Source organism: Massilia arenae, assembly GCF_008014745.1.
Taxonomy (GTDB): Bacteria; Pseudomonadota; Gammaproteobacteria; order Burkholderiales; family Burkholderiaceae_D; genus Telluria; species Telluria arenae.
Genome location: NZ_VPFD01000001.1, coordinates 63,142 through 87,891 on the forward strand (window position 1 = coordinate 63,142; position 24,750 = coordinate 87,891).

Sequence of the window (24,750 nt, forward strand, 5' to 3'; positions counted from 1 at the left end):
TTCTCCTTGTCGTTGTTGTGATGGGGGGGCGTCAGGCGTCGACCAGGCGCGCCTGCTCGGCCGCGCCGATGGCGGCGTGACCCGGGTCAGCCGGCCGGGCGCCGGGCGCGCGCGGCTTGCCCAGCCGGTCGGCGGCGGTCTCCAGCACGGCGCGCACGATGTTCGTGTAGCCGGTGCAGCGGCACAGGTGGCCCGACAGCATCGCGCGCACCTCGTCTTCGCTCGGATCGGGATTGCGGCGCAGGTAGTCGATGCACGACATCATGATGCCGGCGGTGCAGAAGCCGCACTGCAGCGCGTGATTGCGGCGAAACGCCTCCTGCAGGTCGGACAGGCCGTCTTCTCCCGCGGCCTTGCGCGCACGGTCGAGGCCCTCCACCGTGTCGATGCTGCTGCCTTCGGCCTGCACCGCCAGCGTCATGCAAGAACGTCCGGCGACGCCGTCGATGGTGACCGTGCAGGCCCCGCAAACGCCGTGCTCGCAGCCGACGTGGGTGCCGGTGGCGCCCAGTTCCTGGCGCAGGAAGTCCGACAGCAGGGTGCGCGGTTCGCAGGTGCCGCTGCGCGGCTGGCCGTTGAGCACCAGCGCGATGCGCACGACGTCGTTCTTGCGGTAGGTTTTCATGTGGATGCTCTCCGGATCGCGGTGGCGCCGAGGTGGCGCACCAGTTGACGCCTGAACTTGGCCGAGGCGTGGTGATCGTCCTTCGCCTCGAGTTCCCAGGCGAAGTCGTTGATGGCGTGCTCGAGGTCGGCGCCGGCCAGATGCGGCCAGGCCCTCACGCGCGGGCGGTCGGACACGCCGCCGACCGCCAGCCGGATGCCGTCGGGGCCAACCACGGCCGCCACTGCGCACAGCGCGAAGTCGCCGTGGCGGCCCGAGAACTCCTCGAATGCGTAGCGCTCGCCGGGACGCGCGAGCGGGTAGCGCGCTTCTTCCACCAGTTCGTCGGCACTGCGCGCCGTCATGAGCATGCCCTGGAAGAAATCGGCGGCGGCGACGACGCGCCGCCCGCGCCGGCTGCGCAGCGCGACCTCGCCCTGGAGTGCCAGCAGCGCCAGCGGCAGCTCGGCGCTGGGGTCGGCATGGGCGATCGAGCCGCACACGGTGCCGCGGTTGCGGATCTGGAAGTGCGAGATGTGCGGGAAGGCCTGCGCCAGCAGCGGCACCTCGGCGGCCAGTTGCGCGCGCCATTCGACCGCGCCCTGGGTCGCGGCGGCGCCGATCGCGAGATGGGTGGCGCCGGCGCGCACATAGTTCAGGTCGGGAACGCGCGAGATGTCGATCAGCATGCCCGGCTGGGCCAGGCGCAGGTTCAGCACCGCCATCAGCGACTGGCCGCCGGCCAGGATGCGGGCGTCGTCGCCGCCCTCGGCCAGCAGCGCCACTGCCTCGTCGGCGCTGTCGGGACGTGCGTAGTCGAATGCTTGTGGTTTCATCGTTGTACTCCAAACAGGGCCAGCAGGCGCCGCCACAGGCCAGGTCGTTCGCCGGCGCTGGCCTGGGGCAGTGCGCCCTGGCCGCCGGCTTCGCGGCCCAGCTGTTCGAACAGCTGGCCGAGGACGATCTTGGCCGCGCCTTCGAGCATGCGGCTGCCCACCGCCGCGACCTTGCCGGACACTTCGGCCGAATAGTCGTAGCGCAGGCGGGTGCCGCCATCGGCGGGTTCAAGGGTCACCAGGCCGCTGCCGCTGGCGCTGCCGACCGCCGACAGGCCGGAGCCGGCCAGGCGCAGGCTGCGCGGCGGGTCGAGTTCTGACAGCGCCACTTCGGCCGCGTAGCGCGCCTTGATCATGCCCACGCCGATGCTGACGTCGGCGCGGTAGCGGTGTTCGCCGGCCGGTTCCAGCGCGTTGCAGCCGGGGATGACCTTGGCCAGCGCGACCGGGTCGAGCAAGACCCGGAACACGGCCTCGGGCGGCGCCGCCAGCACCACTTCGCCGCGCGCCGACAGCGCCTTGCCGCCCTTGCCGCCGGCGGCGGGCGCGGGCGCCGGCATGGCCTGGCGCACGGCCGCGGAGGGCGGCGGTTCGTCGGCGCCGATCAGCGCCATGACTTTCGACGGCGTCAGCGGGAGCACGATATCGGCCACGCCGAGCGCGTCGGCGACGGCATTGCCGATGCAGGGTGGGGTGCTCATATTGTTGCCTTCGCCGAGGCCCTTCGCGCCCAGCGGCGTGAACGGCGACGGCGTCTCGAGGTGGATGATCTGCGGTTCCGGCACCTCGCAGGTGGTCGGCACCAGGTAGTCGGCGAAGGTGCCGGACTGGAAGCTGCCGTCCTCGCCATAGCGGAACTCTTCCATCAGCGCCGCGCCCAGTCCCTGGGCAAAGGCGCCGCGGATCTGGCCGTCGGCCAGCGCCGGATTCAGGATCTTGCCGGCGTCATGGGTGGTGACGTATCTGTCGATCGTGACGCGGCCGGTGTCGCGGTCGATCTCGACCCCGCACACGTCGAAGGCGAAGCCGTACGCGGCCGAGGTGTTGACGCGGTCGTCGTCGTCGGGCGCGCCCAGTTGCGGCGCGCTCCAGAACGCAGTTTCGCGCAGGCCCAGCCCGACGCCCTCGGGCAGCAGCGCCGGCGCCCAGTGCGGGCTGGCCGCCATGCGCGCGAAGGGCAGGGCGCGCGCCGGGTCGTCCTTGACGTGCACGGCGCCGCCGGCGAACACGACGTCGGCGGCGTCGACCCCCAGTTGCGGCGCGGCGATGGCGGCCAGCTTGTCGCGGATCCGCATGGCCGCCAGGTGCACGGTGCCGGCCACGGCGCCGGCGAAGCGGCTCGAATAATTGCCGGCGGCAACCGACCAGGCATCCTTCTGGGTGTCGAATTCGACATTGACCGCCACCTGGTCGGGATCCACGCCCAGCACATCGGCCACCACCTGGGCGCACACCGTACGGTGGCCCTGGCCGGCCGGCGCCGACGCGATCGTGACGTTGACGCCGCCCAGCGGATCGATGGCCACGGTGGCCGAGGCGATCGCGCCGTTCTTCGGCCCCACCTTGGCGCGGGTTTCCTTCGGCAGCACGGTGGTGATGTAGCCCATGTTCGAGATCGACGGCTCGATGATGGCGGCAAAGCCGATGCCGTACAGCCGGCCCTCGGCGCGCGCACGCTCGCGTGTCGCGTACAGTTCGGCCAGCCGGCCTTCGCTGGCGACCAGTTCCAGCGCCCGCTGGTAGTTGCCTGAGTCGATCAGGGCGCCGGCCGCGGCCTGGTAGGGGAAGGCGTCGGCCGGGATGAAGTTGCGGCGGTACAGGTCGACCGGGTCGATGCCCAGTTCGACCGAGATGCGCTGCATCAGGCGCTCCAGCGCGAAGTACACCTGCGGGCCGCCGAAGCCGCGCACCAGGCCGGCGGGCGTCTTGTTGGTCAGCACCACGCGGTTGCGCACCGCCAAATTCGGGATCGCATAGGCGCCGGTCAGGCAGCCGTGCATGCGGTAGAAGGTGGCCGGTTCCGGCGCGCGCAGATAGCCGCCGACGTCGTCGAACTGGTCGTAGTCGAGCGCCGTGATGCGTCCGTCCGCCTCGACCGCGGCGCGGATGGTGGACTGGCGGCTGGTGGCCGAGGTCAGGCCGCCCAGGTGTTCGAGGCGGTCTTCGACCCATTTCACGGGCGCCCCGGCCTTGCGCGACGCAAGGCACATCAGCACGGCGTACTGGAATACCGCGTGCTTGACGCCGAAGCTGCCGCCCGAGTCGCGGAAGGTGCGGTGGCGCAGCTTGTGACCCGGCACCCGCAGCGCCAGCGCCATCACCGTATGCAGCGAGAACGGACCCATGAAGTTGGAGGCGACGTCATAGCCTTCCTCGGGCGACAGGTAGTCGGCGACCACCACCGCGCACTCGATCGGGGTGCATGAGTTGCGCGGGTAGCGCACGCTCAGTTCGACCGTATGCGCGGCGCGGGCGAACGCCGCTTCCGGGTCTCCGTAGCGAAAGCTCCGGTCGCTCGCGATATTGCTGCCGACGCCATCGTGCAGCACCGGCGCGTCCGGCGCGATCGCGGCGTCGATCGAAGTGACCGGTTCGAGGCGGGTGTAGTCGACCACGACCAGGTCGGCCGCATCCTCGGCCAGATAGCGGGTGTCGGCCACGACCACCGCGACCGGTTCGCCGGCGTAGCGCACCCGTTCGCGCGCCAGCGCCCACATCTCCATCGAAGCCTTGACGCCGACGACGAAGGGCTTCGACCAGACGGCCAGGTCGTCGCCGGTCAGCACCGCGCGCACGCCCGGCGCCTGTTCGGCCCGCGTGCTGTCGATGCCGTTGATGAGGGCGTGGGCATGCGGCGCCCGGACGATCGCCGCGTGCAGCGTGCCGGGCTTGACGCCGACGTCGTCGCCGAACTGGCCGCGGCCGGTCAGCAGCGACACGTCTTCGATGCGTTGCAGCGAACGCCCGATGAAGGGCGCCGGCGGCTGCGGCGCGGCGGATCGAGCGTTTGTGGTGTCCATGCTGTCAGGCTCCAGGGGCGGCAGGTTCGTCGAGCTTGCCGATGGTTTCGGGAACGATCAGGGCGCCGATCAGGAAGATCACGCTGATACCCGCAAGGAACAGCGCCAGCGACATCGGCACGTCGGACGGCATGGGCGAGGCCAGCGACACGAAGGTCGGCAGCACGCCGCCGATGGCGAAGCCGATATTCCACGACAGGCCGGTGCCCGTGGCGCGGATCTCGGTCGGGAAGCGTTCGTTGAGGAAGATCAGGAGCGGCGCATAGCCCATGCTGCCAAGCATGCTGAACACGATGACGTAGATCGCCAGCGTGAAGGTGTCGGTCACGCCGGGCATCAGGAGCGCGATGGCCGGCAACATGATCAGGCGCAGCACGCCGACCCAGACGAAGGTCTTCTTGCGGCCGATGAAGGTGCTGACGTGGCCGGTGGCGACCGAGGCGATGATGACGCCGACGCTGGCCAGCATCAGGATGAAGCCGGCGGTCTCGGAAGGCGTGCCGTTGACCACTTTCAGGAAGGTCGGCAGGAAGCCCGAGGTCAGGTAGTAGCCGGCGCCGCCGCCCAGGGTCAACAGCAGGTTGACCAGCAGGATGTTGCGGTATTTGCCGGTGAACAGGGTGCGGATCGGGTTGGCGGTGGGCGCGGCGGTGGCCTTGTTGCGCGCCTTTTCCGCCTGCAGTTTCTTGAACATCGGCGACTCTTCGAGTTTGCCGAAGATGGTGATGCCCAGCACCGCGCTGATGATGCCGGTGAAGAACATCCAGCGCCAGCCCCATTCGTCGAACTGCTCGCCCGGGAAGATGGCCGACAGGACCCAGAAGGTGAACGACGCGAACAGGGCGCCCAGGCCGGCGCCGCCGCCGCCGATCAGGCCCGAGACCGCCCCGCGCCAGCGCGGCGACACCGATTCGGTGCCGATGGTGTGGGTCGATGCGACCACGCCGCCCACGAAGACGCCCTGGACCAGGCGCAGGAGAATGAACAGCACCGGCGCCATGACGCCGATGCTGGCCACCGTCGGCAGCAGGCCGAAGGCGGCGGTGGACACGCCGACGCCGATCATCGAGGCGATCATGGCGGCCTTGCGGCCCTTGCGGTCGGCGTAGGAACCGAACAGCGCCGAGCCGAGCGGGCGCATCAGCAAGGTGACGCCGAACGAGGCGTATACCGCCGCCAGCGACAGCATCGCATGCTCGGACGGAAAGAACAGGCGGCCGATGATCGGCGCCACGTACAGCAGGATGAACAGGTCGTACAGGTCGAGCGACCAGCCGACGCACGAGGCCATCACGGCCCTGAACGTGTTGCGGTCGTTCTCCTTTGCGGTCATTACGGTATCGGGTGATGCGAGCGCCATGCTTGTCTCCTGTGGAATGGTTATGGTCCCGGCGCCTCGGGGCGCCGTGGTGGTGGTCTCGACTGCGTGCGTGCCGTCTGCGTGGCCTCAGGAATCGTCGGCCAGGGCCGGCTGGCGCGGCACGCCGCCGTGGCGGCCGCGTGCGCGAATGGCATCGGCGATTTTCTCGGCCATCATGATCGTGGGGATGTTGGTGTTTGCCGAAGGCAGGCTCGGCATCAGTGAGGCGTCTACCACGCGCAAGCCGGCCACGTCGTGCACGCGGCCCTCGGCGTCGGTCACCGCGTCGCGGTCGTCGGCGCTGCCCATGCGGCAGGTGCCGCTGGCGTGCCAGACGCCGAACACGGCCTTGCGGATGAAGGCATGCAGGGCCGCGTCGTCCGCCAGGAGCGCGCTCATGCGCTGGCCGCCGGTCACGAAGCGCTCGATGATCCAGCGCCGCAGCGGCGCCGGGGTATCGAGCGCCAGTCCCAGCGCCTGCGTCAGCAGCGCGTTGGCCGGCGTCACCCGGCTCAGCGCCTTGACGCGCGGCGAGAACGAGGCCGGGAAGAAGTCGCCGGCATCGCGATGCAGTTCGCTGCCCGTCACCACCGCGGCCAGTGTGCGTACCCCGATCGCCATGCGCAGCAGGTCGCGTTCGTCGCTCAGCAGATTGAGGTCGACCTCGGGCGCCGCGAGCGGATCGGGTGAAGCGATGCGCACCTGGCCGCGCGAGAATGGCCGGTTACACCACAGGAAGAACAGGCCAAGGCGGTTGCCGAGCGCATGCCAGGCGGCGCGGGTCGAGCTCGACATATACATGTCGGACGCGTCGCAGCCAGCCAGTCCCGAGGAGAAGCGCGCCGCCGTCATGCTGGCGCGGCGGCGCGACAGCGGCATGCGGAACTCGGGCGCCAGGAAATGGCAGAAGGTGAGCGAAGGATGGTCTTGCAGGTTGCGGCCGACGCCGGGACGGTCGGCCACGACCGCGATGCCGAGCCGGCCAAGGGCGGCGGCGTCGCCGATGCCGGCATGCAGCAGCAGGGCAGGCGATTGCAGGGCTCCGGCGCAAAGAATCACCTCGCGGGCGTCGAACCGCACGGCATGGCCGGCGGCGTCGCGCGCCTCTACGCCGCGTGCGCTGCGACCCGCCATGACGATACGCTCGACCCTCAGCTCCGCATGGATGCGCAGGTTCGGCCGCGCCCGCGTCGCCGCGTCCAGGTAGCCGGCGGCGCTCGACACGCGGCGGTCGTCGATATTCGAGAACGCGGCAGGAAACATCCCATCGCGAAACTCGGCGTTTTGGTCGTCCATGTAGGCCAGGCCGTTGGCCTGCAGGGCGCCGGCGAACGCGTGGCAGAAGCGCGGCCAGTCGGCGCGCGCGATGCGGCGGATCGGGATCGGACCGCGGTCGCCGTGCAGCGGCGCACCGCCGAAATCGAGGTCACGTTCGAGCTTGCGGAAATACGGCAGTACCTCGTCCCAGCTCCAGCCTGCGGCGCCCTGGCCGACCCAGCCGTCATAGTCGCGCGGCAGGCCGCGGTTGGCGGCCTGTACGTTAATGCTGGAGCCGCCGCCCATCACGCGGCCCTGTTCATAGGTTTTCAACGGCGAGGTGGGGGTGGCGCGCGCCTTGAGGTCAGGCCAGATGAAGCGGTCGCCGCAGAATAGCGGCATCGGGTAGCTGTCGAGGATCTCGGCCGGTTCAAGGCCTGGTGGCGTGTCGCTTCCGGCCTCGATCAGGGCGACCCGCACGGCGGGGTCTTCGGACAGGCGGTTGGCCAGCACGCAACCGGCAGAGCCGCCGCCGACGATCAGGTAATCATAGTGTTCACTTGCCTTGCTCACACATGTCTCCTTGCTGTGCAACATCGCCGAAACCGTCGTGTCGCTACTTGTATGCAAAGAAGATTAACGTGGAATCTTCATCTCTTCTAATAATGTTTAATGATCCGTAATATCACTATTTATGATATTTCATCGTTCAATTTCTCGGTCGTGCCGGCTGCCTGAATGAACAGGCCACCAGCGGCGATGACCTCTGCGCTGCGCTCGCGATGGGGAGAATGCCCGCAGCCAGGCAAGACCAGCAGGCGCGTATGCGGAACGAGGCGCGCGATCGTGTCGACCTGGTCGAGCGTGCCGTAGGGGTCGTCCTCGCCTTGGATCGCCATCAGCGGTGCCGTGATCGCAGCCACATCCGCGTTGATGTTCCAGTCGCGGAAGGCGGGATCGAGCCAGATGTCGTTCCATCCGTAAAATGCCGCATCGACGTCGGCGTGGTAGGGCGCCAGCCGCGCGCGCAGCGCTCCGTCACGGTAGGCCTCGCGCGCCGCCGCGATCGCTTGCAACGCGCAATCCTCGACGTACAGATGGGGCGCGGCGACGATCAGCCCACTGAGGTCGGCGCTGTGGCGGGCCGCGTACAGCAATGCAATCGAGGCGCCGTCGCTGTGACCGAAGAGCCAGGGTTTTACGATATCCAACTGCGTGAGCAGGGCGGGCAGGACTTCATGCGCCTGCTGGTGCAGATAGTCGGGCGTCAGTGGAGCGGTACGCGCGCTCGACAGGCCGTAGCCGAAGCGCGAGAATACGAGTCCGCGCAACCCATGTGCGCGGCAAAATTCATCGGGAAAGTTTTTCCAGTGTGAGACTGACCCGAGACCTTCGTGCAGGAACACGACAGTCGGGGCATGCGTCGCCGTGGCGCCGACCCATCGCGCTTCCAGCCGGATGGCCTGGCCGCCCCATACGAGGTCGATGAAGAAAGGCTGATGATCTGCAATGGGCTTTGTCATGCTGCGTATGCTACAACAGGAACGATGCCGGGCCTGGCGTCGACCGCGCTCAATCCGCGCGATGGTAACTGCGCAGGTGAAACACCATCTTGCCGCCTTCGTTCTCGCACACGCCGCCCATGCCTTCGCCGGGACGCATGGTCAGGTTCAGCCTGGTGCCATCGACCTTGCCCTGGCAGGCCGCGTGGAAGGCGGCGGGAATTTCGGGAAGGTCGATTTCCGGTGGCGCCGGCGGCGCCGGTGGGGCGGGGCGGGCCGGCGTGACTGGCGCCGGTTGGCCGACGATCGCCGGCGGGGCCGGTGGCGCGGGTGGAGCGGGAGGGGCGGGCGGCACCGGCGGCTTGGGGCATTTGCCGCGCGCCGCCTCGCATACATAGTGGATGCTGGCGTCGGCAGCGGTGGCGCCGAGCGCGAGCATGGCGGCCAGGATCAGCGGGATGGTTCTTTGCATGTTTTTCTCCTCGGTGGCGATGAACACCATCGTGCCTCCCGAATGTGGAGAAAAAATGGAGACCACTCAGAGATCGCAGCGGTAACCGAGTCCGTAGATCGAGCGGATCGGTTCCAGGCCGGGGGCGACGGCGTCGATCTTGCGCCGCAGGTTCTTGACGTGGCTGTCGATGGCGCGGTCGGTGGCGTCGAGGTGGTCGGCCCTGGCCGCGTCGAGCAACTGGGCGCGCGACAACACCTGGCCGGGACGGCGCGCCAGGGCGGCCAGGATCGCATACTCGCTCGGTGTCAGTTCGAGCGCCTGGCCGTGGAGTGTGACGCGGCGCGCGGCTTCGTCCAGCGCCAGCACGGGCGCAGCCTCTGGCGGGCCGCTGCGGCGCAGGATGGCCTTGATGCGCGCCATCAGCTCGCGCGGGCTGAACGGCTTGCACAGGTAATCGTCGGCGCCCGTTTCCAGCCCCAGCAGGCGGTCGACTTCTTCCACCCGCGCCGTCACCATCACGATCGGCACGCTGGAAAAGGCGCGCACCGCACGGCACAGTGCCAGGCCGTCCATCCCCGGCAGCATCAGGTCGAGGACCACCAGGGCCGGCGGTGCGCGCCGGATCGCTTCAAGCGCCACGAGGCCGTCGCCGAACACGGCCGGCGCATAGCCCGCGGCCTGCGCGTAGTCGGCGATGACGGATGCCAGTTCGGGTTCGTCGTCGACGATCATGATGGCCACGCTCATGCGTGTTCCTTTTCGTCCAAAGGCAGCGACACGGTCACGCGCAGGCCGCCCAGCGGCGAATGGTCGAAGGCGAGGGTGGCGCCTTGCGCCTCGAGCAGCCGCCGGCACAGGGCCAGCCCGAGTCCGGCGCCGCCATGCTCGCGGCTGCGCGAGGCATTGACCCGGTAGAAGCGCTCGGCCAGCCGGGACAGCGCTTCTTCGGGCACGCCGGGCGCGCTGTCGTCGAGCAGCAGGTGCAGGCGGCCGGCGTCGGCATGCGCGGCGAGGCGCACGGCGCCGCCGGCGGCCGTATAGCGCAGGCTGTTCTCGAACAGGTTGGCCAATACCTGGCGCATGCGGTCCGGATCGGCCAGCACCCGCGACGCCGTGGGCGCAGCGGCAATATCGAGCGCGATTCCGGCCGCCTGGAAGCGCGCGGCAAAGGCGCCGGCTTCGCTGGCCGCCAGCGCCCACAGGTCGAGCGCTTCGCGCCGGCATTCGAGCGCCCCGACGTCGGCGCGCGCCAGCGCATACAGTTCGTCGATCAATCTGGTCAGGGATAGTACCTGGCGCCCCATGGCGTCGATGGCTTCCGGCGTGGCCTGGCGCACGCCGTCCTGGATCGCTTCGAGCTGCGCGCGCAATACCGCCAGCGGGGTGCGCAGCTCGTGAGAAGTATCTGCCACCCACTGGCGGCGCGCCGTTTCGGCGCCGTCGAGGCGTTCGGCCAGCACATTGAAATGGCGCGCCAGTGCGCCCAGTCCGTCGCTGCGCGCGTCCGGCAGGCGCACGCCGTAGTCACCGGCGGCAAGCGTGGCGGCGCCGCGCGCGAGCTGGTCGATCGGATGCCGGAAGTGGCGCGCCAGCAGGATCGCCGCCAGTGCGCTCAGCACGACGGCGACGGCGCCGATCAGCCACAGGCTGTGCTGCAGCTCGGACAGGAAGGCGTAAGCCATTGTGTCGCTCGGCCGGTGGCTGCGCGCCACGCCGAGATAGCCGACCGTGCGGCCATCGACCTCGATCGGGCGTCGCGCCAGCGGCAGCGTGCCGGGAAGACGTCCGGCCAGGTAGCGGCCGGCGGCGTCGAACAGGGTGATGCGCGCGTGCAGGTCCTGGGTGACGCCGGTCGGTGCGGGCGGCGGCAGCGGCGGCAATGGTGGCGCCGGTGGCGCGGGAGGGACCGGGGCCACCGGCATGGCGGGCGGCGCTGGCGGCGCTGGCGGCGCTGGCGTGACCGGCATGACCGGGGCGACGACACGGCTCGTCTGCAGGCGCGCCAGCTCTTGCGTGATCCAGCCGCGCCGCGCATCGCCGCCAGGCACGAAAGTCCAGCCGCCATGGTCCCGGTACTGGCGCGCCACGGCATTCGACAAGCCGTCCAGCCGGTCGAGCTCGATGCCGACCGCGTAGTCGCCGAAACTGCCCAGTACCTTGTGCCGCAGTAATAAAACACCGGCGCCGGCCACCGTGAGAATGGCGAGCAGGACGGCGATGAAAAGACGGTGCCCGATGCCGATCTTCATATTGCTGCAAGGTGATAAGGACGTCCCGACGCAGCCAGTTTCTTCCGCAGTGCTTCTATTTTACTAATTATTATTCTATAAACTGGCAAATTCATATCTCATTTTCTTTCAAGATGCCAGTCCAGACGCATAGGCCAGTGGGGCAGACTCCTACAGGAGCACTGCCGGTTTTTGGTGTTCAGCGCGCTTTCAGGTGGCTACGATGGAGTCCTTCGAGTCAGCACAGCTGACATTTTGTTCACGATGAAAAGGAGTCAATCATGGCAAACAATTCGCGTAACAACAACCCACAGGGCAACAACCAGCACTCGCAGCAAGGCAATAGCCAGAGCGGTAACCAGGGTAACCAGGGTAGCGGCAAGCAAGGTTTTGCGTCGATGGATCCGGAGCGCCAGCGTGAAATCGCCAGCCAGGGCGGCCGCGCGTCGCATGGCTCGAGCAACCAGCAGAGCGGCAACAACCAGGGCAGCCAGCAGAGCAACCTGAACCAGGGTAGCCAGCAAAGCGGCCGTAGCCAGGGCAGCCAGCAGAAGGGCGTCCAGGGTGGCTCGCCGGAACAGCACGCCGAAGCCGGGCGTCAAAGCCACAAGAACGACAAGCGCTAACGCTGTCTTGGTACAGCAAGTTTGATCGATACCGCCGGCATTGCCGGCGGTTGTCCTTTCTGTCTAGTAGACGTCGCGCCGATAGCGCCCGTCGGACGTCAATGCCTCGACCGTATCGAGTCCGAGCGCCGACACCAGCGCATCGTGCACGCCGCCGGCCATGCCTTGCAGGCTGCCGCATACATAAATCGCCGCGCCGTCCGCGACCCAGCAACGCAATTCTTCCTGATGCGCATTCACCAAGTGCTGCACATAGCGCGCCTGCCCCTCGTCGCGTGAAAACGCCAGGTCCAACCGCGTCAGCATGCCGCCATCACGCCAGGCTTCCAGTTCCTCGCGGCATAGATGGTCGTGGGCCGCATTGCGCTCCCCGAACAGCAGCCAGTTGCGGTCCTTGCCGGCATCGATGCGCGCCTTGAGCAGCGAACGCAATCCGGCCAGGCCGCTGCCGTTGCCGATCGCGATCAGTGGACGCCCCGCATTCGTGCCCAGCCGGAAGCGCGCATGGGCGCGCACGCGCAGGCGGATCGTGTCGTTCTGGTCCGCGCACACGCACAGCCAGCCCGACGCCGCACCCGGCGTGCCGTCCTCGCGCGTCTGCAAACGCACCAGCAATTCGAGCCGGCCTTCGCCCGGCATCGAAGCGATCGAGTAATCGCGCGGATGGTCGGGGTCGAGCGGAGCGCTGAGCTGGGCGAGGTCGCCGGCCTCCCAGGCGGGCAGCAGGCCATCGCGCGGCACCAGGGCGATGCGGTACAGCGGCGCACCGGCGCTGCCGGGGTTCAGGTGGATACGGCTGGCGATGCGCCATTCGCCGTAGGCCGGCGCTTCCCAGTCCGGTGCATCGCTGGTGCCGGCCAGGTGGCTCAGTTGGTGCTGCCAGGCGGCCAGCGCGTCGGGCGCGCCGCGGTCGACGTCGATCCGGTCGAACAGCGGCGTGGCGCCTCGCTCGCGCAGCCAGACGTCCAGCGCGCGGCCGAAGCCGCAGTAATTGGTATACGTCGCGTCGCCCAGCGCCAGCACGCCGAAGTGCAACTGCGACAGGTCGAGCGCTTCGCCCATCGTGTGGCCGGCAAAGCGCGCGCCGGTATCCGGCGCATCGCCTTCGCCATAGGTGCTGCAGATGAATAGCACGCGCGAGGCCGCGGCCAGCTGCGTGGCGTCGACGGTCGACATGCAGGCGGCGCGGGCGTCGAGGCCGCCCAGGGCGAGGGTGGCGGCGGTGCGCTCGGCCAGGAATTCGGCGCTGCCGGTCTGGCTGGCGTGGACCACGAGCCAGTCGGCCACGCCGCCGCTGGCGCGGGTGCGCGCCAGGCGGCTGCGCCAGATACCGAGGCACATGGCGAGATAGACGCCGGACAGCGCGAGCGCGCCGCCCCAGCGCAGGGGTTCTATGGTCAGCATCATTGCAGTAAGGCGCGCCAGTTGCTGGAGGTGGTATCGACCAGCCCGCCCGGCGCGCGCACCAGGAAGCGCGCCGCGATGCCGCGCGTCTCGGCGAAGGCGAGGCCGTCGTCGGGACCCAGCACCGTGAGCGCGGTGGACAGCGCATCGGCCGCCATGCAGGTGGGCGCCAGCACCGTCACCGAGGCGACGCCATTGGCAACCGGATAGCCGCTGCGTGGATCGAGGGTGTGCGCGGCGCGTCGGGCGCCATGTTGAAAATAGCGGCGGTAGTCGCCCGAGGTAGCGATCGCCAGGCCATGCAGGGCGACCACGGCCTGGGTGGCGGCGTCGGCATCGGGGACGCCTTCGATCTCCACCCACCACGGCTCGCCACTGGCCTTGGCGCCGGCTCCGCGCAGCTCGCCGCCGGCCTCGACCACGAAGTGGCGCACGCTGCGCTGTTCCAGGCAGCGCGCCATGCAATCGACCGCATAGCCCTTGGCGACGGAAGAAAAATCGAGAAGGGCGCCGCCCGGCTGCAGCAGGCGGCGCGCGGCGCGGTCAAGCACAGGTTGACTGGCGCCGCGCTGCGCCAGCACGGCGCCGATCGCGGCGGCATCTGGCGCGTAGAAGCCGGCCTGGTCGTAGCGCCGGGTGGCGCCGAAGCCCCACAGGTTCACCAGCTGCCCGCCGGCTGGATCGTAGGCGCCGGCGCTGTCTTCATGCACCTGCAGCGCGTAGTCGGCGACTTCGAAGAACTGCGGCGGCAGCGCATGCCAGCTGCCGGCCGGGGCATGGTTGTAGCGCGACAGCAGGGAGTCGGGCTCCCAGTGACTCATCTGCGCGACGATCTCGTCCAGTTCACGCTGCAGGGCAAGCGTCAGGGCGGCGCCGTCGGCGCCGGGCGGCAACATCAGCCGCGCCGACCAGCCGGTGCCCATCGACGTGCCGGATGCCGAGTACAAGGTGCTGCCGCCGGGCGGCAGCGCCATGTCGACTTCCAGCGGAACGAGAACGTCGCGCATCGTGCTTATTGCGGCAGGACTTCGAGCGTGGCCGCGTAGCTGTAGCGCTTGGCGCCCGGCTGCGGCTTGCCTTCGCCGAACGGGAAGCCGGCGCTGAGCCAGTACATATTCGCGGCCGGAACGGTGAACGAGGCTTCGCCCTTGGCGTCGGTGGTCAGGCGCTGTTCGCCCGACGCGCCGCGGTATTTGACGGTGCCCTGCACGATGCTGAACGGCAGGTTGGCGACCGGCTTGCCGTCGAGGTGGAAGCGCACGCGGATCGGCTCGCCGACGCGCAGGTCGGACGGGTTGGTCAGCGGGATCATTTCCAGGCCTTCGCCGACCGGTTTCAGGGCGGTGTCGTTCTGCTTGTTGGCCGACACAAAGGTTTCATTGCGCGAGTGGACGGCGGTGGTCTGCACCTCGGTGGCGCCGGCGGGAATCGCCACCGCCGGGCTGCCCGCGGCGCCGCGGAAGCGCTTGGTCTCGCCATTGAGCTTGTAGCTGCCCATCACGTTGTTGTTGACGATCGCCAGGCGATAGGTGCCGTCCTTCGGCAGGCGCAGGTCGAGCGTGCTGCGGTACTTGCCGACCACGGCGCCTTCGGCCTTGGCTTGCACCCCGTCCGGATCGGTGACCACCAGGTTGTCCAGGCGCAGCGGGTGGTGGTTGAACTCGAACACTTCGTTCGAGATCGCGGCATCGATCGTGACCCAGGCTTCCTTCGAATCGACCATGGCGGTATTCGGCAGGATCCAGGCGCGGTGGGCCTGGGCCGTCATCGAGGCGCCGGCGAGCATCAGGCCGACGATGGCGGCTTTGTAGAATTTATTCTGTTGCATGGTGTTCTCCTGTTTGTGTGTAGTTATCGTTATTGGATCTGGAGCGACACGGCGCCCAGTTCTTCCTTGCCCGCCGCGTTCGCCGCCAGCTTGCCCTTGCCGGTCCAGGTGAACGGCACCTTGACCACTTCGCGTCCGCCCGCTTCGCGCGCCGCTTCCACCACCAGCTTGTATTCGCCGGCCGCCAGCTTGTCGATGCCGAACTTGGCGCCGTCGAATTTCATGGTGTGGGTGCCGGGCGCGCGGGTGGCGCCGCTGACGCCGTCGATCGGCAGGGTGGCGTCGCGGCCCGCCTTGCGCCACCAGGTGCGCAAGTCCTTGACCCATTTCTCGCCGCCCTTGTCCTTCATCTTGACGTCGTACAGCACGGCCAGGTTGGACGCGATGTTCTGGTCGGCGCCCTCGATCCAGATCGCCACATAGGGCTTGTGATATTCGGCCACGTTCAGCTGCGGCACGTCGAACTTGACGGACAGGTCGGCGCCCATGGCCCAGCCCGATGCGAGCGGGAGGGTGAGGGCGAGCGAATGGGACAGTTTCATTCTTGGTCTTCTCTCAGGTTGATGGATCAGTGGACAAACAGGAGGGCCAGCACGATCGGCAGCACGATGCCGAAACCGACCACCGGCCAGGTCGACGGCCGCTTGGCCGCGTGGTATTTCATGATCAAGAAGCCGGTGATGCAGAACACCACGCAGGCCACGGCGAAGATGTCGATGAACCAGCTCCACACCGCGCCCGTATTGCGGCCCTTGTGCATATCGTTGAGCCACGAGATCCAGCCGCGGTCGGTCTTTTCGAATTCGGCGCTGCCGTCGACCGCGATGCGCAGCCACGCGTCGCCGCCGGGGCGGGGCAGGGCGACGTAGGCGTCTTCCTCGCTCCATTCGGCACGCTTGCCGCGCACGTCGACCGGGAAGACGCTATTGGTCCAGTCCGCGATCTCGCTCGGCAGCGGCACTTCGGCGTCGACGTGGTCTTCGGCATAGGCCTGCAACTGGGCCCTTAGCGGCTCGGGCAGCGTCGCCTTCAGGCGCGTGACGACGGGCTTGGCCTCGATCAGGGTGGCGTTGTTCAGGGTCAGGCCGGTAAAGCTGAACAGCAGCATGGCCATCAGGCAGATGGCCGAACTGATCCAATGCCACTGATGTAACTGCTTGAGCCACATGGCGCGGCCCGCGCGGGGCAGGGCGCTTTCGGTCGCGGCTTTATTCTTGAGAGGAGTTGCGGAAGAAGGCATCCTTAAATGATAACGATTATCATTTACAGGGTCAACTCAGCAATGGAATTATTGCCAAAAGTGTGACGCAGAAAAACACATTTTGAAATAAATAATTTGTTCGACCAAGGTCTGCCTTGGTCAAGATCATGCGTTACAATAATGTGCGCAAATTGGCAGGATTTTGCACAAGTATTTTGGTACCGAACAGTCCTTCCCCCACAACTTGATGTCTTGAAGTGCAATCCGCTAACCGGTCAGGCCGTGTCGCGGAAGGTTTTAAACAACCCGCCCAAACCTCGCGAAGCGCGAAAAGAAAGGTGAGCAAGAATGATGCAACAACATAACGCCAACTCCTACCTGTTCGGCGGCAATGCCCCGTACGTGGAAGAGTTGTACGAGGCCTATCTGGATAATCCGACTTCGGTGCCCGAAAACTGGCGCGCCTATTTCGACCAGATGCAACACGTGCCGGCAGTCGACGGCTCGAACCGTCCCGATGTGGTGCACTCCTCGGTGGTCGCCTCGTTCGCTGAACGCGCCAAGCAGGGTCCGATCCGCACCGTCGTCGCTTCGGCCGACTCCGAACTGGGCCGCAAGCGCGTCGCCGTCACCCAGATCACCGCCGCCTACCGTTACCTCGGATCGCGCTGGGCCAACCTGGATCCGCTGCAACGCCAGGAACGTCCACCACTCCCAGAGCTCGATCCAGCCTTCTACGGCTTCACCGAAGCCGATCTCGACACCGTTTTCAATATCAGCAACACCTACTTCGGTCAGGAAACCGCGCCACTGCGCGACATCCTGAACATGTTGCGTGATACCTACACCCGTTCGATCGGCGCCGAGTTCATGTACATCAGCGATCCGACCGAAAAGCGCTGGCTGCAAGAGCGCCTGGAGTCGATCCGCTCGACCCCGACCTTCAGCGCTGAAAAGAAAAAGCACATCCTCGAACGCCTGACCGCGGCCGAAGGCCTGGAACGCTATCTGCACACCAAGTACGTCGGCGCCAAGCGCTTCTCGCTCGAAGGCGGCGAATCGTTCATCGCCTCGATCGACGAAGTGATCCAGCGCGCTGGTGAAAAAGGCGTGCAGGAAATCGTCATCGGCATGGCCCACCGCGGCCGCCTGAACGTGCTGGTCAACACCCTGGGCAAGAGCCCGGCCGACCTGTTCGAAGAATTCGAAGGCAAGCACGCCGACGACCTGCCGGCTGGCGACGTCAAGTACCACCAGGGCTTCTCGAGTGATATCTCGACCCCGGGCGGCCCGGTCCACCTGTCACTTGCTTTCAATCCTTCCCACCTCGAGATCGTCAACCCGGTGGTCGAAGGTTCGGTCAAGGCGCGCATGCAGCGCCGCGGCGACAAGAAGGGCAAGGAAGTGCTGCCGATCCTGGTGCACGGCGACGCTGCGTTCGCCGGCCAGGGCGTGGTCATGGAAACCCTGAACCTGGCGCAGACCCGCGGCTACGGTACCGGCGGTACCGTCCACATCGTCATCAATAACCAGATCGGCTTCACCACGTCGGATCCGCGCGATGCGCGCTCGACCCTGTACTGCTCGGACGTCGTCAAGATGATCGAAGCGCCGGTGCTGCACGTCAATGCGGACGATCCTGAAGCCGTCGTGCTGGCCAGCCAGATCGCCCTTGACTACCGCGCCGAGTTCGGCAAGGACGTCGTGGTCGACATCATCTGCTACCGCAAACTGGGCCACAACGAGCAGGATACGCCGGCGCTGACCCAGCCGCTGATGTACAAGAAGATCGCCAAGCACCCGGGCACCCGCAAGCTGTACGCCGAGAAACTGGCTGCGCAGGGCACCATCGAAGCCGACGGCGGCGACAAGCTGGTCGCCGCTTTCCGCGACGCCATGGACGCCGGCAAGCACACGGTCGATCCGGTGCTGACCAACTTCAAGGGCAAGTACGCCGTCGACTGGGCGCCGTTCCTGAACAAGAAGTGGACCGACGCCGCCGACACCGCGGTGCCGATCACCGAACTGAAACGCCTGGCCGAACGCATTACCAAGGTGCCTGAAGGTTTCAAACCGCACTCGCTGGTCGACAAGGTGCTGGCCGACCGCGCCGCCATGGGCCGCGGTGAAGTCAACCTCGACTGGGGCATGGGCGAACACCTTGGCTTCGCTTCGCTGCTGGCCTCGGGCTACGCGATCCGCCTGTCGGGCCAGGACGCCGGCCGCGGCACCTTCGTGCACCGCCACGCCGTGCTGCACGACCAGAACCGCGAGCGCTGGGACCAGGGCATTTACCTGCCGCTGGCCAATGTCTCTGACAACCAGGCCGACTTCACCGTGATCGACTCGGTGCTGTCCGAAGAAGCGGTGCTGGGCTTCGAATACGGCTTCTCGACCGCCGAACCAAACACCCTGACCATCTGGGAAGCCCAGTTCGGCGACTTCGTCAACGGCGCGCAAGTCGTCATCGACCAGTTCATCGCCTCGGGCGAGGTGAAATGGGGCCGCGCCTCGGGCCTGGTCATGATGCTGCCGCACGGCTACGAAGGCCAGGGTCCGGAGCACTCGTCGGCCCGTATCGAGCGCTTCCTGCAACTGTGCGCCGACAACAATATGCAAGTGGTCCAGCCGACCACGGCGGCCCAGATCTTCCACCTGCTGCGCCGCCAGATGGTGCGCCAGTTCAGGAAGCCATTGGTGATCTTCACGCCGAAGTCGCTGCTGCGTAACAAGGACGCCGGTTCGCCGCTGACCGACCTGGCCAAGGGCGGTTTCCAGACCGTCATCGGCGAATGCGACGACAAGATCGAAGCAAGCAAGGTCAAGCGCGTGATCGCCTGCTCTGGCAAGGTCTATTTCGACCTGGTCAACGCACGCAAGGCACGCAACAGCGCCGACACCGCGATCATCCGTATCGAGCAGATGTACCCGTTCCCGCACAAGTCGTTCGCCGCCGAACTGAAAAAGTTCCCGAACGCGACCGAAGTGGTGTGGGCACAGGACGAGCCGCAAAACCAGGGTCCGTGGTTCCAGATCCAGCACAACATCTTCGAAGGCATGGAAGATGGCCAGCGCCTGGCTTATGCCGGTCGCGCCGCGTCGGCATCGCCGGCGGTGGGTTATGCGGACAAGCACATCGCTCAGCAAAAAGAACTGCTGGAGACCGCGTTCTCGAAGCTCAAAGGTTTCATCCTTACGAAGTAAGTTGCAAAGGCGCGCCGCACGTTATACGTGCGGCTCCTGACCAAGTAATTGGTCAGTAAGGTAAAACCACGGCCCCCGCGTCTCGTGCGCGGGGGTACTTGCAAAGAATAATTACTGGAGTTTTAAAAAATGGCACAAATCGAAGTCAAGGTCCCTGTTCTGTCGGAATCCGTTGCTGAAGCAACCCTGCTGTCGTGGCACAAGAAAGTCGGCGAGTCCGTGTCGCGCGACGAAAACATGATCGACATCGAGACCGACAAGGTGGTCCTGGAACTGCCAGCGCCAAGCGCCGGCGTGATCGTGCAACTGCTCAAGGCCGACGGCGCGACCGTCGTCGCCGGCGAAGTCATCGCCATCATCGATACCGAAGCATCGGCGCAGACCAGCCCGATCGCGGTCAAGGCCATCCCATCGGCAGCGCCAAACGCGCCGATCGAAGCCGCACCAGCCGCCGCACCAGCTGCTGATCAGTCGAAAGCAGGCGTCGCCATGCCGGCCGCCGCCAAGATCCTGGCTGAGAACAATATCTCGGCGTCGAGCGTCGAAGGTTCGGGCCGTGACGGCCGCGTGACCAAGGGCGACGCCCTGGCCGCCGCAGCCGGCAAGCCAGCCGCAGCGCCAGCAGCAGCACCTAAAGCTGCCCTGCAGCAAGTCTCCGCACCGTCGCCAGCCAACCTGGGCGACCGTCCGGAAGAACGCGTGCCGATGAGCCGCCTGCGCGCCCGTATTGCCGAGCGCCTGCTGCAATCGCAATCGACCAACGCCATCCTGACCACCTTCAACGAAGTGAACATGGCTCCGGTCATGGAACTGCGTAACAAGTACAAGGACAAGTTCGAGAAAGAACACGGCGTCAAGCTGGGCTTCATGTCCTTCTTCGTCAAGGCCGCCGTTGCCGCGCTGAAGAAATACCCGATCCTGAACGCCTCGGTCGACGGCAACGACATCGTCTACCACGGCTACTTCGACATCGGCATCGCCGTCGGTTCGCCACGTGGCCTGGTGGTGCCGATCCTGCGCAACGCCGACCAGATGACGATCGCCGAGATCGAAAAGAAAATCGGTGAGTTCGGCCAGAAAGCCAAGGACGGCAAGCTGACCCTGGACGACCTGTCGGGCGGTACCTTCTCGATCTCGAACGGCGGCGTGTTCGGCTCGATGCTGTCGACCCCGATCATCAACCCACCGCAGTCGGCGATCCTGGGCGTGCACGCGACCAAGGACCGCGCCGTCGTCGAAAACGGCCAGATCGTCATCCGTCCGATGAATTACCTGGCCATGTCGTACGACCACCGCATCATCGACGGCCGCGAAGCCGTGCTGGGCCTGGTCGCGATGAAGGACGCGCTGGAAGATCCGGCCCGCCTGCTGCTGGACCTGTAATTCATCACGTGCCGGCGCCACATCGGACCTCGATGCGCGGCGCCGGCTTGCTGTTTGCCGGAGAACGTCATGCTGTCAGATGAAATCAAGCGGCTGCACGAGCTGCACCAGGCCGGCGCGCTGTCGGATGCCGAATTCGAGCAGGCCAAGGCGCGCATCCTGTCGGGTGCCTCGACCGTCAGTCTCAGCAAGGAGCCGCCCACCACGGAGCGGATTTCCTTCGACCAGCACCGCGACGACCTGCTGAGCGGCCTGCGCCGTTCGCGGCTCGACCGCTGGCTGGGCGGCGTGTGCGGCGGCCTGGCGCGCACCTACGGTCTCGAATCGTGGGTCTGGCGCCTGATCTTCGTGCTGTTCGTCCTGACGTTCGGCTTCGGCATCCTGATATACCTGCTGCTGTGGGTATTCATTCCGGAAGAATAAAAAGGAATCAAAGTAATGAGCGATAAACAATTTGACGTCGTCGTGATCGGCGGCGGTCCTGGCGGCTACATCGCCGCCATCCGCGCTGCCCAGCTGGGCTTCAAGACCGCCTGCATCGACGAGTGGAGCAATGCCGCCGGCAAGCCTGCCCCGGGCGGCACCTGCACCAACGTCGGCTGCATCCCGTCGAAAGCGCTGCTGCAATCGTCGGAACACTTCGAGCACGCCGGCCACGCCTTCGCCGACCACGGCATCAAGGTCTCGGGCCTCGAACTCGACCTGCCGACCATGCTCAAGCGCAAGGACACCATCGTCAAGCAGAACAACGACGGCATCCTGTTCCTGTTCAAGAAGAACAAGGTCACCTTCTTCCACGGCCGCGGCGCTTTCGCAGGCAAGGCGGAAGGCGATGCGGGCTACACCATCAACGTCAGCGGCCCGACCACCGACACTATCACCGCCAAGAACGTGGTCGTGGCGACCGGTTCGAACGCACGTCAGCTGCCAGGCGCTGAATTCGACGAGAAACTGATCCTGTCGAACACCGGCGCACTGGCGATCGACGCCGTGCCGGGTAAGCTCGGCGTGATCGGCGCCGGCGTCATCGGCCTGGAAATGGGCAGTGTGTGGCGCCGTGTCGGTGCCGACGTCACGGTGCTGGAAGGCCTGCCGACCTTCCTGGGCGCGGTCGACGAGCAGATCGCCAAGGAAGCGCACAAGCTGTTCACCAAGCAGGGCCTGAAGATCAACCTGGGCTGCAAGATCGGCGCGATCACCAAGGGCGCCAACGACGTCACCGTGGAATATACGGATTCGACCGGCGCCGCCTCGACGGCTGTGTTCGACCGCCTGATCATCTCGATCGGCCGCGTGCCGAATACCAACGGCCTCGGCATCGAGACCGTCGGCCTGCAGCTCGACGAGCGCGGCTTCGTGGTGGTCGACGACGAATGCCGCACCAGCCTGCCGGGCGTGTGGGCGGTGGGCGACGTCGTGCGCGGCCCGATGCTGGCGCACAAGGCCGAAGAAGAAGGTGTGGCGGTTGCCGAGCGCATCGCCGGCCAGCACGGCCACGTGAACTTCAACACCATCCCTTGGGTCATCTACACCTCGCCGGAAATCGCGTGGGTCGGCAAGACCGAGCAGCAGCTGAAGGCCGAAGGCGTGCAGTACAAGGCCGGCACCTTCCCGTTCATGGCCAACGGCCGTGCGCGTGCGCTGGGCGACACCTCGGGCATGGTCAAGTTCCTGGCCGATGCCACGACCGATGAAATCCTGGGCGTGCACATCGTCGGCCCGATGGCCTCCGAGCTGATCTCGGAAGCCGTGGTCGCGATGGAGTTCAAGGCCTCGTCGGAAGACATCGCCCGCATCTGCCACGCGCACCCGTCGCTGTCGGAAGCGACCAAGGAAGCCGCGCTGGCAGTCGACAAGCGTTCGCTGAACTTCTAATTCGAAGCGGATCACATCGTAGGGTGGACGGCTCCGCCGTCCACGCGTTCACTCCACGCGCGCATGGCCACCTCCGTGGCACGCTGCCGTTCGTTGAACGCGTGGACGGGGGACCCGTCCACCCTACGTTTTTGCGGCAACACTTAGCGGCACTGATATGAACGTTCAAGAGTATTACCAGCACGCGCTGAACGAGCGCGGCTTCAAGTCCGACCCGGCGCAGCAAATGGCGGTCGACCGCCTGCAACAGGCGTACGACGACTGGGTCCACTACAAGGCCCAGCGGTCGTCCGCTTTCAAGCGCCTGATCAACCGGCCCGACGTGCCCAAGGGCATCTACATGTGGGGCGGGGTGGGGCGCGGCAAATCCTTCCTGATGGATTCGTTCTATCTGGTAGTGCCGGTGGTGCGCAAGACGCGCCTGCACTTCCACGAGTTCATGCGCGCCGTGCATGGCCAGCTGGATGAACTGAAGGGCGTGGCCGATCCGCTCGACGAAGTGGCCAAGCGCATCGCCAAGAAATATCGCCTGATCTGCTTCGACGAATTCCACGTCTCGGACATCGCCGACGCGATGATCCTGTACAACCTGCTCAAGGCCCTGTTCGACAACGGCGTGAGCTTCGTGATGACCTCGAACTACGAGCCGTCGACCCTGTATCCGGACGGCCTGCACCGCGACCGCATGCTGCCCACCATCGCGCTGCTGCAGCAGAAACTCGACGTCCTGAACGTCGACGCCGGCAACGACTACCGCAAGCGCGCGCTGGAACAGGTGGAGGCCTATTACACGCCGCTCGACGCGGCGTCCGACAAGGCGCTGCGCGACGCCTATGCCAAGGTGGCCGATACCGCCGACGAATCGCCGATCGTCCACATCGAAAAGCGCGAGATCCGCGCGCTGCGCCGCGCCGGCGGCGTGATCTGGTTCGACTTCGCCACCCTGTGCGGCGGTCCGCGCTCGCAGAACGACTACCTGGAACTGGCCAGCCAGTTCCATACCGTGGTCCTGTCCGGCATCCCGGCCATGTCGGCGGCCCAGTCGTCCGAGGCGCGCCGCTTCACCTGGCTGATCGACGTGTTCTACGACCACAAGGTCAAGCTGATCATGTCGGCCGCGGTCGAGCCGGAAGAGCTGTACACCACGGGCCAGCTGGCGAATGAATTCCACCGGACCGTATCGCGTATCATCGAGATGCAGTCGCGCGAGTACCTGCTCGCCGAACGGCGCGGCGCGGCCGACGCCATTGCATGATCGAAAGGAACACCATGACAAGACAACCGATGCTGCGCCTTACCGCCATCGCCGCCGCCATCTCCCTGACGCTGCTGCTGGGGGCGTGCTCGAACACCGAGTTGGTGCAGGAAGAAACGCCGCCGGCGCCGACCACCTCGGTCGAACAGGCCGAAGGGCGCCTGGCCGCGGTCGCCGCCGAACGCGCCGCGATCGAGGCGCGCTATGCCGATCGCGAAGTGGTCTGCTACGACAAATTCTTCGTCAACCGCTGCCTGGACGAAGCCCGCGAAGTGCGGCGCGCGGCCCTGGTGACGCAGCGCGCGATCGAGATCGAGGCCTCGCTTTATCTGCGCCGCCTCAAGGTCGACGAGCGCGACAAGGCGATCGCCGACGCCGACGCCGCCTATGCGCAAGAAGAAGCCAAGCTGGCGGCCGAGCCGCCGCCGGTGAAGGATCCTGCCGCCGCCGCGCTGCCGCCACCGCGCGCCAAGCCGGGCGAATCGCGCGTGGTGCGCAGCCAGCAGCGCGCCCAGGAAAGCGCGGCGAACGCCGAGAAGGAAGCCGCCGAACGCGCGGCCAATGTCGCGGCCTATGAAGAGCGCCGCCGCAAGTCCGAAGAGCGTCAGAAGGAAGTGGCGCGTCGCGTGGCCGAACGCGAAGCCAAGGCGGCGCAGCGCGCGGCCGAGGAAGCCAAGCGGACCAACGGCGGCCAGCCGGCGCCGACCAACTAA

Annotated in this window: 21 protein-coding genes; 7 read left to right on the forward strand and 14 right to left on the reverse strand. The window is 66.7% G+C overall.

Annotation, left to right across the window (positions count from 1 at the left end):
- Window positions 1-31 precede the first annotated feature (31 nt).
- The 9 genes from FVD38_RS00320 to FVD38_RS00360 form a co-directional block, all read right to left on the reverse strand.
- Complete coding sequence (locus FVD38_RS00320) at window positions 32-625, reverse strand: (2Fe-2S)-binding protein (RefSeq protein ID WP_147933019.1); 594 nt, start codon at window positions 623-625, stop codon at window positions 32-34.
- Window positions 622-1,440, reverse strand: a complete 819-nt coding sequence (locus FVD38_RS00325) for an FAD binding domain-containing protein (RefSeq protein WP_147933020.1) — start codon at window positions 1,438-1,440, stop codon at window positions 622-624. Before FVD38_RS00325 ends, FVD38_RS00320 begins: the two co-directional genes overlap by 4 nt.
- Window positions 1,437-4,460 carry a xanthine dehydrogenase family protein molybdopterin-binding subunit gene (locus tag FVD38_RS00330; RefSeq protein WP_147933021.1) on the reverse strand — a complete coding sequence of 1,008 codons (3,024 nt, stop codon included), beginning with the start codon at window positions 4,458-4,460 and terminating at the stop codon, window positions 1,437-1,439. Before FVD38_RS00330 ends, FVD38_RS00325 begins: the two co-directional genes overlap by 4 nt.
- A gap of 4 nt (window positions 4,461-4,464) precedes the next feature.
- The gene (locus FVD38_RS00335; RefSeq protein ID WP_147933022.1) at window positions 4,465-5,820 is read right to left on the reverse strand and encodes an MFS transporter; all 1,356 of its coding nucleotides are present in this window, start codon (window positions 5,818-5,820) and stop codon (window positions 4,465-4,467) included.
- A gap of 87 nt (window positions 5,821-5,907) precedes the next feature.
- Entirely contained in the window at window positions 5,908-7,674 is a 1,767-nt protein-coding gene (locus tag FVD38_RS00340) for a GMC family oxidoreductase (RefSeq protein WP_147933023.1), read from the reverse strand.
- Between the two features lie 95 nt (window positions 7,675-7,769).
- Window positions 7,770-8,600, reverse strand: coding sequence for an alpha/beta fold hydrolase (locus FVD38_RS00345; protein ID WP_187271437.1), 831 nt, complete (start codon window positions 8,598-8,600; stop codon window positions 7,770-7,772).
- Between the two features lie 49 nt (window positions 8,601-8,649).
- The gene (locus FVD38_RS26365; RefSeq protein WP_187271438.1) at window positions 8,650-9,051 is read right to left on the reverse strand and encodes a hypothetical protein; all 402 of its coding nucleotides are present in this window, start codon (window positions 9,049-9,051) and stop codon (window positions 8,650-8,652) included.
- A gap of 66 nt (window positions 9,052-9,117) precedes the next feature.
- The gene (locus FVD38_RS00355; protein WP_147933026.1) at window positions 9,118-9,780 is read right to left on the reverse strand and encodes a response regulator; all 663 of its coding nucleotides are present in this window, start codon (window positions 9,778-9,780) and stop codon (window positions 9,118-9,120) included.
- Window positions 9,777-11,282 (reverse strand): ATP-binding protein, encoded by a 1,506-nt coding sequence (locus tag FVD38_RS00360; protein ID WP_187271439.1) that lies wholly within the window; start codon window positions 11,280-11,282, stop codon window positions 9,777-9,779. The genes FVD38_RS00355 and FVD38_RS00360 overlap by 4 nt, the downstream gene beginning before the upstream one ends.
- A gap of 260 nt (window positions 11,283-11,542) precedes the next feature.
- Between FVD38_RS00360 and FVD38_RS00370 the strand changes: the two genes are divergently transcribed.
- Window positions 11,543-11,887, forward strand: coding sequence for a KGG domain-containing protein (locus tag FVD38_RS00370; protein WP_147933028.1), 345 nt, complete (start codon window positions 11,543-11,545; stop codon window positions 11,885-11,887).
- 63 nt (window positions 11,888-11,950) lie between these two features.
- Here FVD38_RS00370 and FVD38_RS00375 read toward each other — a convergent pair whose 3' ends face one another.
- From FVD38_RS00375 to FVD38_RS00395, 5 genes are read right to left on the reverse strand one after another with little or no spacing between them, the layout of a single operon-like run.
- Window positions 11,951-13,294, reverse strand: coding sequence for a sulfite reductase subunit alpha (locus FVD38_RS00375; RefSeq protein WP_147933029.1), 1,344 nt, complete (start codon window positions 13,292-13,294; stop codon window positions 11,951-11,953).
- Window positions 13,291-14,298: an FAD:protein FMN transferase gene (locus tag FVD38_RS00380; RefSeq protein WP_187271440.1), complete on the reverse strand. Its 1,008-nt coding sequence runs from the start codon at window positions 14,296-14,298 to the stop codon at window positions 13,291-13,293. The genes FVD38_RS00375 and FVD38_RS00380 overlap by 4 nt, the downstream gene beginning before the upstream one ends.
- A gap of 5 nt (window positions 14,299-14,303) precedes the next feature.
- Window positions 14,304-15,119 carry a DUF4198 domain-containing protein gene (locus tag FVD38_RS00385; protein WP_147933030.1) on the reverse strand — a complete coding sequence of 272 codons (816 nt, stop codon included), beginning with the start codon at window positions 15,117-15,119 and terminating at the stop codon, window positions 14,304-14,306.
- Window positions 15,120-15,148: 29 nt separating this feature from the next.
- Entirely contained in the window at window positions 15,149-15,661 is a 513-nt protein-coding gene (locus tag FVD38_RS00390; RefSeq protein WP_147933031.1) for a DUF2271 domain-containing protein, read from the reverse strand.
- A gap of 26 nt (window positions 15,662-15,687) precedes the next feature.
- A complete protein-coding gene (locus FVD38_RS00395; RefSeq protein ID WP_147933032.1) occupies window positions 15,688-16,359 on the reverse strand; it encodes a PepSY-associated TM helix domain-containing protein in 672 nt (223 codons plus the stop codon).
- A gap of 309 nt (window positions 16,360-16,668) precedes the next feature.
- On the opposite strand from FVD38_RS00395, the gene FVD38_RS00400 reads away from it, so the two are divergent.
- From FVD38_RS00400 to FVD38_RS00425, 6 genes are all read left to right on the forward strand, one after another.
- On the forward strand, window positions 16,669-19,524 hold the full coding sequence (locus FVD38_RS00400) for a 2-oxoglutarate dehydrogenase E1 component (RefSeq protein WP_147933033.1): 2,856 nt from the start codon (window positions 16,669-16,671) through the stop codon (window positions 19,522-19,524).
- 129 nt (window positions 19,525-19,653) lie between these two features.
- Complete coding sequence (gene odhB, locus FVD38_RS00405) at window positions 19,654-20,907, forward strand: 2-oxoglutarate dehydrogenase complex dihydrolipoyllysine-residue succinyltransferase (protein WP_147933034.1); 1,254 nt, start codon at window positions 19,654-19,656, stop codon at window positions 20,905-20,907.
- 69 nt (window positions 20,908-20,976) lie between these two features.
- Window positions 20,977-21,330, forward strand: a complete 354-nt coding sequence (locus tag FVD38_RS00410; protein ID WP_109346952.1) for a PspC domain-containing protein — start codon at window positions 20,977-20,979, stop codon at window positions 21,328-21,330.
- 15 nt (window positions 21,331-21,345) lie between these two features.
- A complete protein-coding gene (gene lpdA / locus FVD38_RS00415; protein ID WP_147933035.1) occupies window positions 21,346-22,782 on the forward strand; it encodes a dihydrolipoyl dehydrogenase in 1,437 nt (478 codons plus the stop codon).
- Window positions 22,783-22,939: 157 nt separating this feature from the next.
- Window positions 22,940-24,037 (forward strand): cell division protein ZapE, encoded by a 1,098-nt coding sequence (zapE, locus tag FVD38_RS00420; protein WP_147933036.1) that lies wholly within the window; start codon window positions 22,940-22,942, stop codon window positions 24,035-24,037.
- Between the two features lie 14 nt (window positions 24,038-24,051).
- Complete coding sequence (locus FVD38_RS00425; protein WP_147933037.1) at window positions 24,052-24,750, forward strand: hypothetical protein; 699 nt, start codon at window positions 24,052-24,054, stop codon at window positions 24,748-24,750.

What these genes read in the sequence shown, in the direction of transcription:
- FVD38_RS00325 (WP_147933020.1), bottom strand. Translation starts at nt 1,440, where the DNA reads ATGAAACCACAAGCATTCGACTACGCACGTCCCGACAGCGCCGACGAG.
- lpdA (WP_147933035.1), top strand. Translation starts at nt 21,346, where the DNA reads ATGAGCGATAAACAATTTGACGTCGTCGTGATCGGCGGCGGTCCTGGC.
- FVD38_RS00390 (WP_147933031.1), bottom strand. Translation starts at nt 15,661, where the DNA reads ATGAAACTGTCCCATTCGCTCGCCCTCACCCTCCCGCTCGCATCGGGC.
- FVD38_RS00375 (WP_147933029.1), bottom strand. Translation starts at nt 13,294, where the DNA reads ATGATGCTGACCATAGAACCCCTGCGCTGGGGCGGCGCGCTCGCGCTG.
- FVD38_RS00425 (WP_147933037.1), top strand. Translation starts at nt 24,052, where the DNA reads ATGACAAGACAACCGATGCTGCGCCTTACCGCCATCGCCGCCGCCATC.
- FVD38_RS00370 (WP_147933028.1), top strand. Translation starts at nt 11,543, where the DNA reads ATGGCAAACAATTCGCGTAACAACAACCCACAGGGCAACAACCAGCAC.
- FVD38_RS00395 (WP_147933032.1), bottom strand. Translation starts at nt 16,359, where the DNA reads ATGCCTTCTTCCGCAACTCCTCTCAAGAATAAAGCCGCGACCGAAAGC.
- FVD38_RS00355 (WP_147933026.1), bottom strand. Translation starts at nt 9,780, where the DNA reads ATGAGCGTGGCCATCATGATCGTCGACGACGAACCCGAACTGGCATCC.
- zapE (WP_147933036.1), top strand. Translation starts at nt 22,940, where the DNA reads ATGAACGTTCAAGAGTATTACCAGCACGCGCTGAACGAGCGCGGCTTC.
- FVD38_RS00340 (WP_147933023.1), bottom strand. Translation starts at nt 7,674, where the DNA reads ATGTTGCACAGCAAGGAGACATGTGTGAGCAAGGCAAGTGAACACTAT.
- FVD38_RS00335 (WP_147933022.1), bottom strand. Translation starts at nt 5,820, where the DNA reads ATGGCGCTCGCATCACCCGATACCGTAATGACCGCAAAGGAGAACGAC.
- FVD38_RS00330 (WP_147933021.1), bottom strand. Translation starts at nt 4,460, where the DNA reads ATGGACACCACAAACGCTCGATCCGCCGCGCCGCAGCCGCCGGCGCCC.
- FVD38_RS00320 (WP_147933019.1), bottom strand. Translation starts at nt 625, where the DNA reads ATGAAAACCTACCGCAAGAACGACGTCGTGCGCATCGCGCTGGTGCTC.
- FVD38_RS00385 (WP_147933030.1), bottom strand. Translation starts at nt 15,119, where the DNA reads ATGCAACAGAATAAATTCTACAAAGCCGCCATCGTCGGCCTGATGCTC.
- odhB (WP_147933034.1), top strand. Translation starts at nt 19,654, where the DNA reads ATGGCACAAATCGAAGTCAAGGTCCCTGTTCTGTCGGAATCCGTTGCT.
- FVD38_RS00345 (WP_187271437.1), bottom strand. Translation starts at nt 8,600, where the DNA reads ATGACAAAGCCCATTGCAGATCATCAGCCTTTCTTCATCGACCTCGTA.
- FVD38_RS00360 (WP_187271439.1), bottom strand. Translation starts at nt 11,282, where the DNA reads ATGAAGATCGGCATCGGGCACCGTCTTTTCATCGCCGTCCTGCTCGCC.
- FVD38_RS00380 (WP_187271440.1), bottom strand. Translation starts at nt 14,298, where the DNA reads ATGCGCGACGTTCTCGTTCCGCTGGAAGTCGACATGGCGCTGCCGCCC.
- FVD38_RS00400 (WP_147933033.1), top strand. Translation starts at nt 16,669, where the DNA reads ATGATGCAACAACATAACGCCAACTCCTACCTGTTCGGCGGCAATGCC.
- FVD38_RS00410 (WP_109346952.1), top strand. Translation starts at nt 20,977, where the DNA reads ATGCTGTCAGATGAAATCAAGCGGCTGCACGAGCTGCACCAGGCCGGC.
- FVD38_RS26365 (WP_187271438.1), bottom strand. Translation starts at nt 9,051, where the DNA reads ATGCAAAGAACCATCCCGCTGATCCTGGCCGCCATGCTCGCGCTCGGC.